This window comes from Treponema sp. R6D11 (genome assembly GCF_054786075.1).
The window spans coordinates 1-242 of the sequence record NZ_BDHD01001236.1; the positions used below are offsets into that span (position 1 = coordinate 1).

A 242-nucleotide genomic window follows, 5' to 3' on the forward strand; every position below is an offset into this window, starting at 1 on the left:
TTCATGGGATTGGAAATTGGTAAACGAGGCGTTCAGGCGCACCAACAGGCGATTGCGACTACAGGGCATAACCTTGATAATATGAATACTCCGGGATATTCAAGGCAGAGAGTGGAGTTTACTCCCTTTGAGCCTATTTTCTTGCCCGCGTTAAACCGCGCGGAAACTCCCGGACAGATAGGGCAGGGCGCGGTTATTGAGCGCATAGAACGCTTAAGGGATAATCTTCTTGACAGAAGAAT

1 protein-coding gene is annotated in these 242 nt (G+C 48.8%); it reads left to right on the forward strand.

What is annotated here, in order from left to right; translation table 11 throughout:
• Window positions 1–242: flagellar basal body protein (locus ACYVTD_RS18245; RefSeq protein ID WP_461249017.1), on the forward strand; the 242-nt coding region annotated here is incomplete at both ends.